9 protein-coding genes and 2 pseudogenes are annotated in these 10,787 nt (G+C 70.5%); 6 read left to right on the top strand and 5 right to left on the bottom strand.

All coding sequences use genetic code 11. The features are described 5' to 3' along the window. Positions 1 to 120: 120 nt before the first annotated feature. Positions 121 to 513: a hypothetical protein gene (locus ACWD35_RS13045; protein WP_451351261.1), complete on the top strand. Its 393-nt coding sequence runs from the start codon at positions 121 to 123 to the stop codon at positions 511 to 513. A gap of 60 nt (positions 514 to 573) precedes the next feature. Here ACWD35_RS13045 and ACWD35_RS13040 read toward each other — a convergent pair whose 3' ends face one another. After that, a complete protein-coding gene (locus tag ACWD35_RS13040; RefSeq protein WP_451351260.1) occupies positions 574 to 1,245 on the bottom strand; it encodes an O-methyltransferase in 672 nt (223 codons plus the stop codon). 389 nt (positions 1,246 to 1,634) lie between these two features. Between ACWD35_RS13040 and ACWD35_RS13035 the strand changes: the two genes are divergently transcribed. Together ACWD35_RS13035 and ACWD35_RS13030 are read left to right on the top strand one after the other, a co-directional pair. Beyond that, positions 1,635 to 3,680 carry a bifunctional glycosyltransferase 87/phosphatase PAP2 family protein gene (locus ACWD35_RS13035; RefSeq protein WP_451351259.1) on the top strand — a complete coding sequence of 682 codons (2,046 nt, stop codon included), beginning with the start codon at positions 1,635 to 1,637 and terminating at the stop codon, positions 3,678 to 3,680. Positions 3,681 to 3,836: 156 nt separating this feature from the next. Continuing rightward, the gene (locus ACWD35_RS13030) at positions 3,837 to 5,414 is read left to right on the top strand and encodes a glycosyltransferase family 39 protein (protein WP_451351258.1); all 1,578 of its coding nucleotides are present in this window, start codon (positions 3,837 to 3,839) and stop codon (positions 5,412 to 5,414) included. On the opposite strand, the gene ACWD35_RS13025 is transcribed toward ACWD35_RS13030, so the two are convergent. After that, positions 5,398 to 6,636: a cytochrome P450 gene (locus tag ACWD35_RS13025; protein WP_451351257.1), complete on the bottom strand. Its 1,239-nt coding sequence runs from the start codon at positions 6,634 to 6,636 to the stop codon at positions 5,398 to 5,400. The two genes, ACWD35_RS13030 and ACWD35_RS13025, sit on opposite strands and share 17 nt — an antisense overlap. 243 nt (positions 6,637 to 6,879) lie before the next feature. Here ACWD35_RS13025 and ACWD35_RS13020 point away from each other — a divergent pair, with 243 nt between their 5' ends. Continuing rightward, positions 6,880 to 8,049, top strand: coding sequence for a steroid 3-ketoacyl-CoA thiolase (locus ACWD35_RS13020; RefSeq protein WP_451351256.1), 1,170 nt, complete (start codon positions 6,880 to 6,882; stop codon positions 8,047 to 8,049). Positions 8,050 to 8,104: 55 nt separating this feature from the next. On the opposite strand, the gene ACWD35_RS13015 is transcribed toward ACWD35_RS13020, so the two are convergent. Next, positions 8,105 to 8,791: a YoaK family protein gene (locus ACWD35_RS13015; protein ID WP_451351255.1), complete on the bottom strand. Its 687-nt coding sequence runs from the start codon at positions 8,789 to 8,791 to the stop codon at positions 8,105 to 8,107. Between the two features lie 204 nt (positions 8,792 to 8,995). Then, a pseudogene (locus ACWD35_RS13010) lies at positions 8,996 to 9,091 on the bottom strand (transposase); the annotation flags it as partial. A 62-nt stretch (positions 9,092 to 9,153) separates the two neighbouring features. Here ACWD35_RS13010 and ACWD35_RS13005 point away from each other — a divergent pair. Further along, positions 9,154 to 9,920, top strand: a pseudogene (locus ACWD35_RS13005) (RNA-guided endonuclease TnpB family protein); the annotation flags it as partial. Positions 9,921 to 10,071: 151 nt separating this feature from the next. Continuing rightward, positions 10,072 to 10,224 (top strand): hypothetical protein, encoded by a 153-nt coding sequence (locus ACWD35_RS13000; protein ID WP_451351254.1) that lies wholly within the window; start codon positions 10,072 to 10,074, stop codon positions 10,222 to 10,224. Here the strand turns inward: ACWD35_RS13000 and ACWD35_RS12995 are convergent. Continuing rightward, positions 10,221 to 10,634: an aggregation-promoting factor C-terminal-like domain-containing protein gene (locus tag ACWD35_RS12995; protein ID WP_451351253.1), complete on the bottom strand. Its 414-nt coding sequence runs from the start codon at positions 10,632 to 10,634 to the stop codon at positions 10,221 to 10,223. The genes ACWD35_RS13000 and ACWD35_RS12995 overlap by 4 nt on opposite strands. Positions 10,635 to 10,787: the final 153 nt, after the last annotated feature.

Genomic DNA, 10,787 nt, shown 5'->3' with positions numbered 1-10,787 from the left:
GGACGGGGCCCGGCCGGGCGTTTTATCATGCGGCGGCGGAATGGCCACCCGGCCGCCGCGCAGGGGCGTCACAAGGTCACCGGCCTCGCAGAGGTTCCGGTCGTTTCAAGGGGAACACGCGTGCTCGAACTCACCATGGCCACCGTCTCCGGGGCGGAAGCGGGCGCCACGGCCGGCATGTCGATGGCCGACGCGCCCACCGAGCCGGATGCCGTGCTGCGGGTGGGCCGGGACGCGGCCGTGTGCCGGCTGGTCACGCCCGAGGACTGGCTGTTCGTCTCCCGCGTCCACCTGGAGTTCCTGTGCGGCCCCGACGGTGTCTGGCAGGTGTCCTGGCTGCGCGGCTCGCAGGCGGAACCGGCCTCCGAGGTGCGGCTGACCGTCGGGGAGTACGCCCAGCTCGTCGCCTACGGCGGCTCCGTGCGGCTGCCGCGCGGCGGCTCCGGCGAGCTGGTGATCCAGGACCGCGTGGAGCCGCGCAGCGTCAACGTCGGCTTCTACCACGAGATGTGAGCCCTCAGGCCCCGGCGGCCCGGGTCCCGTGGCGGACCCGGGTCCCGTGGCCGGCCGGGCTCAGCCGAGCACCCGGGCCAGCGCGAAGCCGTCGTAGCCCTTGCTGCCCACGGTCTGCACCGCCGTGCCGCTCAGTCTCGGGTGCAAGGCGATCAGCTCGATCGCGTCGCGGGTGCCGATGATGTCTGGGTCGGTGCTCTCGCCGTCGACGATCTCGCCGCCGCGCACCACGTTGTCCAGGATGATCAGGCTGCCCGCCCGGGTGAGCTTCAGCGCCCACTCCATGTAGTGGGCGTTGTTGGCCTTGTCGGCGTCGATGAAGACGAGGTCGAAGGGCGCGGGGTTCTCGTCGGCGAGCTTGGGCAGCGACTCCAGGGCCGGGCCCACCCGCACCTCCACGATCCGGTCCAGGCCCGCGCGGGCGATGTTGCGCATGGCGACGTCTGCGTTCTTGGCGCTGTACTCCAGCGAGACCAGCCTGCCGTCCTCCGGGAGAGCGCGGGCCAGCCAGATCGTGCTGTAGCCGGCGAGGGTGCCGATCTCCAGGATGGTGCGGGCGCCCTGCACCTGGGCGAGTAGTTGCAGGAGCTTGCCCTGCGTGGCCGTCACGCTGATGTTCGGCAGCCCCGCCGCCTCACTCTCGCGCAGGGCGGCGTGGAGCACCTCGTCATCGGGTGAGAGATGGCTGGAAAAGTAGAAGTCGACGTCGTCCCAGATCTGCGACCCGGTCATGCCCCTGCCGCCTTTCGGAGTGTCTGTCCGGGCTCATTATCCCAGCCGATCGGCGCGGAGATCGGCTCTGACGGCGCGGAGATCGGCCGGAACCGGTGCGGAGATCGGCCGGAACGGTGCAGAGATCGGCTGAGGCGGCAAGGGGCGCGGTGCTCACCCGCCCGCGCGGAGCCGTTCCCTCCCCCGCCTGTGATCCTTCTCGCGCCCCGGAGGCGCAACCCGGACCCCCTCGGACTATCGTCATCCGGACAAAAGGAGGACGGCCGTCAGGTGAAGCAGGGGTTGCCTGCGTCCCCCTCCGGGGGGGTCTGCGAGCCTTTTGGGGTCCGCAGAGGAAATCCGGCCGCATCCGGCGTGCCGGGACGTACGGGGCGGGAGGCCGACGAGGCGTGGCGAACGTGGAGCACAGCGGTCGAGCGACGGAAGCCTTCGGGACGGATGCCTTCGGGACGGCGGCGGTCGGAGCCCGCCTGCGCGTCGCCCGGCTCGCGCTGTGGGCGGTGGCGGCCATCCTCGCGGTACGGCAGGTGGCCGTCGTCCTCACCACCCCGCGCGGCGAACGGCTCACCGACCTGGAGACCTGGGTCGGCCCGCACGGCGTGCTGCACGTGAAGGGCTCGCTGTACGACTCGACGCGGTTCACCGGCACCCCCTTCGGCGGGTGGGTGCTCAAACCGCTCACCCGATCGGCCGAAGCCGCCCTCGGCTGGGGCTGGACCTTCGGCTCGTTGCTGCTGGTCGTGGCCCTCGGCCTGGTCGCCGCCCGCGCGCTGCCCCAGCCCGTCGGCCGCCGCACCTCGCTGCTGGCCGCGCCGGTCGCCGTCAGCCTGCTCATGCTGTCCCTGCCGGTCCGCAACGCCCTCTGGCTCGGCCAGACCAGCATCATCCCGGTGCTGCTGGTGCTGCTCGGCTGCTTCACCGTGCGCGGCGAACGCGCGAGCGGCCTGTGCATAGGCGTGGCCGCCGCGCTCCAGCCGACCGTCCTGCTCTTCACCCCGCTGCTGTGGTTCACCGGCCGCCGCAAGGCCACCCTCGGCACGGCCGCCGCCTTCGCCGCGTGCACCGCGCTCGCCTGGGCCGCGATGCCGCACGACTCGTACACGTACTGGGTCCACCACATGGCCGGTGTCGGCCTCGGCGGCAAGGCCGACGCCCTCGGCAACCAGTCCCTGCACGGCGCCCTGCTCCGCCTGCACCTGAGCGGCCCCCTGGAGATCACGCTCTTCCTTCTCCTGAGCGCCGCCGTCGCCGCCCTCGCCCTGCGCCGAGCCGTCCGCTACGCCCACGACGGGCAGCTCCTGCTCGCCGTCGCCATCACCGGCTGTGCGGCCGTCGCCGTGTCCCCGACCACCTGGCAGCACCAGCTGCTGTGGGTGCTGCTCGCGGTGGTCGGCCGGGTCGGCAGGCGCGCCTCGGACCGCTACGTCTGGCCGGTGGCGGTGATCCTGGTGACGAGCCTCCCGGCGAAGATGATGCTGCCGAACATGTCGACGCTGTATCCGCTGCGGGACAACATCGTGGTGCTCGCGGCCGTCGCCGCCGCCACGGCCGCACCGTTCCTGTCGCGCACGTCGCCGTACTACCAGACGCCGATACCGACGGAGTACGCGCCGCAGGTCCCGGCCCGCTTCCGCCGCGTCCCCCTCCTGCCCTTCCTCCGCCGGGTTCTCACCCGCCCCAACCTCCTCCTGGAGCTGCTCCTCATCCGCGTCACGTACGCGGCCTACCAGCAGGTCCGCCTGGCGGCGACCGGCGGCAGCAACTCCAAGGGCCGGGCGACGGCCGAACACCACGGCCACCTCATACTCGACCTCGAACGTTTCCTGCACATCGACATCGAGCACGCGGTCAACCACGCCGTGGTGAAGATCGACTGGCTGCGGAGCTTCTTCAACTTCTACTACGAGTCCTTCCACTTCGTAGTGCCTCTCACGATCCTCGGCGTCCTCTACTGGCGCCGCCCGGTCGACTACCGCTGGGCCCGCGCCTCCCTCGGCTTCGCCACCCTGCTCGCCCTGGTCGGCTTCTGGCTCTTCCCGCTGGCCCCGCCGCGCCTGATGCCGTCCCTCGGCATGATCGACACCGTCCACGGTGTCCAGGACTTCTCCAAGCCGGACTACGGCACGCTGACGGCTCTGACCAACCAGTACGCGGCGATGCCGTCCCTGCACTTCGGCTGGTCCCTGTGGTGCGGCGTCGTCATCGCGATCATCGCCCCCAGGTGGTGGATGAAGGCTCTCGGCCTGCTCCACCCCTTCTTCACCGTCTCGGCCATCGTCGCCACCGGCAACCACTGGGTGCTGGACGCGGTCGGCGGCGCGGTGGTGGTGACGGCGGGGTTCGGGCTGTCGTACCTGTTCCAGGGGCCGCGGGCGCGGATGGTCACGGCGGTGGCGGCGCAGAGGGAACCGGAGCTGGTGGGGGAGACCGGCTGACGGGCCTTGCCCACGACTCCCCCTGCCCTTGCGCCCGCCGAAGAGGCCCTCACCGTATGTGAACCGGGATTGATAGGCGGCCCGCGAGCGGCCTGACCAACAATCCTTCGCCCCCTTGACTGCTGGTCAGAGCGCGACGGCACGACACGGGTCGACGTGTACGAGCCGCGCCCTGGCTTCAGGGAGGGCACCATCAGCACGCTGCACCTCGATCCGACGCGCGCACCCCGCGGGGTCGCGAGCTCGCGGATCACCGTTCATCGGGCGGACCGGCACGGCCGCGCCACCGGAGGGGCCCTGCCGGCGCTCCTTCCGGCCGTGGCGGCGCTGGCGCTCGGCCTGTGGGGGATCGACCGGCACGACAGCATGTGGCGCGACGAGTCGGTCACCGATCAGGTGGCACATCGCTCCGTCGGGCAGCTGTGGCACCTGCTCGGCCACATCGACGCCGTGCACGGCCTGTACTACCTGCTCATGCACGCGGTGTTCGCACTGTGGGACGGCGGCCTGGTGGCCCTGCGCCTGCCCTCGACGCTGGCCATGGCCCTGGCGGCGGCGGGGGTCGGGACGATCGGCGCACGGCTGGCGGGGCGCCGGGCCGGCGTCCTCGCCGGGCTCGTCTTCGCGGTGCTGCCGGTCACGCAGCAGTACGCGCAGGAGGGCCGGTCCTACGCGCTGGTCACGGCCGGCGTCACCTGGGCCACGTACCTCTTCCTGCGCGGCATCGAGTCGGGGCGCCGCCGGTGGTGGACCGCGTACGCGGCGGCCCTTGCCCTGACGTGCTGGCTGCACGAGTTCGCCGCCCTGGTGCCGGGGGCCCATGCACTGACCCTGTGGCGGCTGCGCGTGCCGCGCCGGGTGTGGTCGGGCTGGGGAGCGGCGGCGGCTGCGGTGCTGGCGGCCCTGGCCCCGCTGGCGCTGGTGAGCGCGAGGCAGGCGGACCGGCAGCTGGGCTGGCTCCGCGGCCCCGGCCTGTCGATGTGGCTGCAGTTCGCGGGACTGGTGGCGGTGGGCGTCCTGTCGGCGTGTCTCGTGCTGCGCGGGACCGGCACCGGCCGGTCTGCTCTGGTGCGGCTCGCCCTGCCGCTGCTGATGGCGCCCTCAGGGCTGCTGATGACGGTGTCCTTGGTCAAGCCCTGGTACGTCGACCGGTACGTGCTCTACGGCGTGATCGGACTGGCGCTGCTCGTCGGAGCCGCGCTGGACCGGGCGGTCGGGCTGCTGCGACACCGGCTCCCGCCTGCCGCCCGGATCCTGACGGCTTGCCTGGCCGCCGTGGCGGCGGTCGCGGTCCTGCTGCCGTGGTCGCTGCGGGTGCGCTCCCCGGAAAGCCGCAAGGACGACGCCGTCGCCGTAGCCAGAGCCGTCGCGGGCTTCGCGCGTCCCGGAGACGACGTGCTGTTCCTGCCCGCCCGGCGCCGCGAGTGGCTGCTGTCCAGTCCCTCCCTCTACGCCGGCCTGCACGATCTGGCCCTGGCCGAGTCCCCGGTGGCCTCGGGCACCCTGGAGGGCACCGAGCTTCCCGCGGACACCATCCGGCAGCGCATCCGGGCAGCGCACCGCATCGTCGCGCTGGCCGATCCGGCCGGCCAGCCGCTCGACCCCTACCCGCAGGAAGTGGTCAAACGGCAGGAGCTACGGCGGCACTTCGAGGTCTGCGAGCGCACCCGGGTGCATGGAGCACAGGTGCTCGTCTACACCCGGGCGGGGCACTGTGTCAGGGGGCCGTCGTGACCTGGAGTTCCTTGACGCCGTTGATCCAGGCCGAGCGCAGCCGGCGGGGGTCGCCGGCCAGGCGGAGGGTGGGCATGGCGTCGGCGATCGCGTTGAAGATCAGGTCGATCTCCAGCACCGCGAGGGACTTGCCCAGGCAGAAGTGCGGGCCGCCGCCACCGAAGCCGAGGTGGGGGTTGGGGTCGCGGGTGATGTCGAAGGCGTCGGGGTCGGTGAAGACCTCCGGATCGTGGTTGGCGGAGGCGTAGAAGAGGCCGACGCGGTCGCCCTTCCTGATCTCCACTCCGCCCAGTTCGGTGTCCTGGGTCGCCGTCCGCTGGAAGGCGTTGACCGGGGTCGCCCAGCGGACGATCTCCTCGGCGCTCGTCGCGGGGCGCTCGCGCTTGAAGAGGTCCCACTGGCCGGGGTGGGTGAGGAAGGCGTGCATGCCGTGCGTGATGGCGTTCCGCGTCGTCTCGTTGCCGGCCACCGCGAGCATCAGCACGAAGAAGCCGAACTCGTCGGAGTTCAGGTTGCCTTCGTCCTCCGCCGCCACCAGCGTGCTGACGATGTCATGGGCCGGGCACTGCTTGCGCTCGGCCGCCATGTTCATCGCGTAGGCGATGATCTCGGTGGCCGACTCGGCGCCGACCTCCTCGGTGATGGCGTACTCGGGGTCGTCGTAGGCGATCATCCGGTTGGACCAGTCGAAGATCTTGGACCGGTCCTCCTGCGGGACGCCGATCAGCTCGGCGATGGCCTGGAGCGGGAGTTCGCAGGCGACTTCCGTGACGAAGTCGAAGGGGCCCGAGCGGGCGCGGGCGGCGGCGACGATCGACTCGGCGCGGGCGCGCAGGCGCTCCTCCAGGGCCCGTATCGAGCGTGGCGTGAAGCCGCGCTGCACGATCTGCCGCACGCGCGTATGTTCCGGTGGGTCCATGTTGAGCAGAATCAGCCGTTGCGCGTCGATCGCGTCCCGTTCGATGTGCTCGTTGAACCGGATGATCGCGGTGTTGAGGGAGGAGGAGAAGAGTTCCGGGTGCGTGGAGACGTACTTGACGTCCGCGTGCCGGGTCACCGCCCAGTAGCCGGTGTCGCCGAAGCCGGCGATGCCGTGCGGCTGCGGGATCCAGCGGACCGGTTCGGTGCGGCGCAGTTCGGCGAACTCCGGCAGGGGCACGCGGTGGTGGAGCAGATCGGGGTCGGTGAGGTCGAACCCGTCGGGCAGCGCGGGGCAGTGCATCGGCGGCTCCCGTCGTCCGTTCTGACGGTCCATCAGCGGGTGCCGTGAAGGTAGTAACGGGTTCTATAACTGGCAAGAGGTACGGCGCCCCCAATCGGTGCGGAATTCGTGCAGATTGCGGCTTCGGCACCTGCAAGACCCTTGCGGTGATGGACATCACGTCAGCAGACTGCACTAAAGAACTAGAACACGTACCAGTTCTTCAGTTCTGGAGGAGAGCCCTCTCGGAGAGGACCCGCACCCATGGCCGCCGAACCCGTGATCGTCGAAGCCGTACGCACCCCCATCGGCAAGCGCGGCGGCGCGCTCGCCAATCTGCACCCCGCCTACCTCCTGGGCGAGACCTACCGTGAACTCCTCGGCCGCACGGGCATGCCCGCCGACGCCGTCGAGCAGATCGTCGGCGGCACCGTGACCCACGCCGGCGAACAGTCCATGAATCCCGCGCGCACCGCCTGGCTGGCGATGGGCCTGCCCTACGAGACGGCGGCGACGACGGTCGACTGCCAGTGCGGTTCCTCCCAGCAGGCCTCGCACATGGTGGCCAACATGGTCGCGGCGGGCGTGATCGACGTGGGGATCAGCTGCGGGGTCGAGGCGATGTCGCGGGTGCCGCTGGGCTCCGGCTCGAAGCACGGCCCCGGCAAGCCCTTCCCGGACGAGTGGAACGTCGACCTCCCCAACCAGTTCGAGGCGGCCGAACGCATCGCCCGCCGCCGGGGCCTGACGCGGGAGAACGTGGACGCGCTGGGGGTGTTGTCACAGGAACGGGCGGCCAACGCCTGGGCGGAGGAACGTTTCAAGCGGGAGACCTTCGCGGTGCAGGTGCCCACGACGGAGGAGGAGCAGCACGCCGGTCAGGGCATGTGGCGGCTCGTCGACAAGGACGAGGGGCTGCGGGACACGTCGATGGAGGCGCTGGCGGGCCTGAAGCCGGTCATGCCGACGGCGATTCACACGGCGGGCAACGCGTCGCAGATCTCGGACGGGGCCGCGGCGATCATGTGGGCGTCGAAGCGGATGGCCCGCGCCCTGAAGCTGAAGCCGAGGGCACGGATCGTCGCCCAGGCCCTGGTGGGCGCCGACCCGCACTTCCACCTGGACGGCCCCATCGACGCGACCCGTGCGGTGCTGGGCAAGGCGGGCATGTCCCTCAAGGACATCGACCTCGTGGAGATCAACGAGGCTTTCGCATCCGTGGTGTTGAGCTGGACCCGGGTCTTCGAGCAGGACCTGGCGAAGGTCAACGTGAACGGCGGCGCCATCGCCCTCGGCCACCCGGTCGGCGCGACGGGCGCCCGCCTCATCACCACCGCCCTGCATGAACTGGAGCGCACGGACAAGGAGTTCGCGCTGATCACGATGTGCGCGGGCGGCGCACTGGCCACCGGGACGATCATCCAGCGGCTTTGACGGCGGCGGGCAGCTGCTGCTTCAACTTGCCTCACACCGGCGGAATCTGCCGTACTCACTCCCGTCCCGAAGCCACCACCGCCAGTACCCCCGACAGCGCCGCCGCGAGCAGCAGCGGGATGCCCAGGCCGTGGTGGAGGACCAGCCACGCGCCCAGGCAGCCGCCGGACGCCATCGCGAGTACCGCGGCCGTGCGGCGGGGGGAGCGGTGGCCGGTTCCGTCGCCCAGGCGGGAGTCGGAGGCCAGGCCGGTCAGGGTCATCGTGAGGACCGTGGTGGTGAGGTCGGGGACGCCCAGTTTGCGGATCGTCGCGTTGCGCAGGCCCATGGCGAAGGCCGTCAGGGCGATCAGGGCGTAGCGGGTGGCCGGGGCGGACGGCCAGGTGAAGGCGACCGCCGCCGACGCGGCCACCAGGACCGCCTCCGCCGCCAGCGTCACGCGGGCCCAGGTGCGGCGCAGGCCCTTGCCGTAGCGGGCCGCCACCCGGCCGCCGGTCACCGCGCCGAGGAGAAAGCAGGAAAGAGACGTTGCCGTGTGGGGGACCGAGAAGCCGGGGGCGCCTGCCGCGGCGAAGCCCAGGACCACCACGTTGCCCGTCATGTTCGCCGTGAAGACGTGGCCCAGGCCCAGGTAGCTCGCCGCGTCGATCAGGCCGCTCACCACGGTCAGTACGAGGAGTACGGCCACCAGGCGGACCCCGCGTGCGTCCGGGTCCGGGGGTGCTGTGGCAGGTGTCGTCATCGTTCCTCTGGGTCGCCGGACGGACAGGGTGAGGACAACCCCATCACGGACGGGGGATCATCGGATGTCCCGGCGAAGCGTGTGTCCATAGTGTTCGGTCCCACGCTCACCGACGGGCGGGTCAACGACATCAGCGGTTGTTCTACCTTTGATCTCGCGTAGTGCTCTGCCCAGGGCGGAGGTGAAGCGCATCTCAAGGCTGTCGTACTCCTGGCGGAGCCTGCGGGCCGAGACACCCTTGAGGCTGTTGACCAGCTTGGAGAGCTGAACCTTGGGCGGGTAGTGCATCAGCAGGTGCACTCGTAGGCAACGTGACGGCCAGTGCGTACGTCGGGATTCGGATTCCATCGCGGTGACATAGACCAAACGAGTCCCGCATCCACTCCGTCATGTCGGTGGACGTTCCGCAGGGCCGGGACTTGAACATCGTCCGCGTGCACCGCCGCTGGGGCATGGTCAACATCCCCAAGGTGGGCCGGGTCCGTTTCCGCTGGACCAAGGCACTCCCCGTGGGTAAACGAGCCAACAAGGACAACCGGATCACCGGCGCACGGCTGGTGAAGGACGCGCTGGACGGCACCGCCGACCGCGACAAGTGGCTGACCCCCCAGGAGAAGGCCAAGCTCCTGTGCCTGGAGCAGCGCGCCGCGCACCGCAAGAGCTTCCGCAAACCGGGCAAACGCACCTCGAATCGCCTACGCAACACCTACGACCAGATCAAGCAGCTCCGCGCAACAGCCACGCGCCGGGCCGTTGACTGGCAGCACAAGACCACCACCCGCATCGCCGACCAGTACGGCACCGTGGTGGTCGAACAGCTCAACATCACGAACATGGTCAAGTCCGCCCGGGGCACCGTCGAAGAGCCGGGGAAGAACGTCGCACAGAAGGCCGGGCTCAACCGCTCCATCAGCCAAGAGGCGTGGGGCCGCACGGTCGCGATGCTGACGTACAAGCTGGCCCAGCGCGGCGGCACAAGAACCCCGACTGCGGCTTTGAAGCGAACGCCGACTGGAACGCAGCCCGGAACATCTTGCACCTGTACCGGATCGGCCACCTGGCGATCCCGGCTGCCGGGAGGGCAGTCGTCAGGCGCACTCGTGGCGTCAAGCCCGTCGCCGCAAGGTAGGTGGGAATCTCCCGGCTTCAGCCGAGAGAGCACTTCAAATCTCCTACTTCCTCGTCGTCGGTCGTCGCCGTCGCCGTCGTCGCCCACGAGGAAAGGGACGTCCGGCAGCTCGCCCCCATGTGAAGGAGCAGCGAGTGACAAGGACACGGACGTGCCGATCGGCAACGCCCGGACATGCGCGCGCACCCTCGCCCAGGAGGGTGCGAGGGTGCGGGTGCTGAATCAGGGGGACGTCGACCACGTGGGGTCGTACGTCGCGGCGCTGCCGAAGATCGCTCGGTGGTTCGCCGGCGGAACGGCTTAGTACCAGCCGTTCGCCTGCCAGAAGGACCAGGCCTGGGCCGGGCTGCCGTAGCGGGAGTTCATGTAGTCCAGGCCCCACTTGATCTGGGTGGCCGGGTTGGTCTTCCAGTCGGAACCGGCGGCGGACATCTTGGAGCCCGGCAGGGCCTGGACCAGGCCGTAGGCGCCGGAGGAGCTGTTGGTGGCGGAGATGTTCCAGCCACTCTCGTGCTCCACGATCTTGCTGAACGCGTTGTACTGCGCGGCGTCCGGGATCATCCTGTGCGCGATCGCCTGGGCGGAGGAGGCCGACGTCGTGGCGGCCTGGGCGGGCGCCGCGGTCAGAGCCAGGCCGGCGGTGGCGGCGGCCACGGCGGCGGTGGTGAGGGCCTTCTTCGGGGAAGCGATGCGACGGATGAAGGAGACGGACACGGAGAACCTCTTGCGTCGGGGACAGGGGATCGCCCGTATGCCGTGAACCAGGTGTTGTGCCGTGGTCCCATACGTCGGCGCCGCGGCCCGTTTGGGCTCGTGGCGCCTGGCGACGAGCTCAAGAGAAACAGGCTCGCGACCGGTCCGCAATGC

It is taken from the genome of Streptomyces sp. NPDC002671 (assembly GCF_053592475.1).
This window is presented reverse-complemented; position numbering and strand designations above follow the sequence as displayed.

Bases quoted from the DNA above. Each gene is read 5' to 3' on its own strand.
- ACWD35_RS13040 (WP_451351260.1), bottom strand. From the start codon at position 1,245: ATGACCGGGTCGCAGATCTGGGACGACGTCGACTTCTACTTTTCCAGC.
- ACWD35_RS13025 (WP_451351257.1), bottom strand. From the start codon at position 6,636: ATGCACTGCCCCGCGCTGCCCGACGGGTTCGACCTCACCGACCCCGAT.
- ACWD35_RS13020 (WP_451351256.1), top strand. From the start codon at position 6,880: ATGGCCGCCGAACCCGTGATCGTCGAAGCCGTACGCACCCCCATCGGC.
- ACWD35_RS13015 (WP_451351255.1), bottom strand. From the start codon at position 8,791: ATGACGACACCTGCCACAGCACCCCCGGACCCGGACGCACGCGGGGTC.